The organism is Mesorhizobium sp. M4B.F.Ca.ET.214.01.1.1 (genome assembly GCF_004791545.1).
Classification (GTDB): domain Bacteria; phylum Pseudomonadota; class Alphaproteobacteria; order Rhizobiales; family Rhizobiaceae; genus Mesorhizobium; species Mesorhizobium abyssinicae.
Window position 1 is genome coordinate 1 of the sequence record NZ_SRUX01000251.1, and the last position, 293, is coordinate 293.

Sequence of the window (293 nt, forward strand, 5' to 3'; positions counted from 1 at the left end):
GCGAGTACATGCAGAAAGGCGGCGCCAACATCATCCAGGTCGATGTCGGCCGCATCGGCGGCATCACACCCTGGCTGAAAGTCGCCCATGCGGCGGAGGCCTTCGACATGCCGGTCTGCCCGCATTTCCTGATGGAGTTGCATGTCAGCCTGGTCTGCGCCATCCAGAACGGCAAATATGTCGAGTATATTCCGCAGCTCGATGAGTTGACGGGCGCCAAGATGCGCATCGAGGATGGCCATGCGCTGGCGCCTAGCGAGCCGGGCATCGGCATCGACTGGAACTGGGACGCC

The 293-nt window shown here is 62.1% G+C and carries 1 protein-coding gene; it reads left to right on the forward strand.

Annotated elements, in window-relative coordinates; genetic code table 11:
• On the forward strand, positions 1-293 hold a 293-nt coding region (locus EN857_RS34110), incomplete at both ends, for an enolase C-terminal domain-like protein (RefSeq protein WP_281036057.1).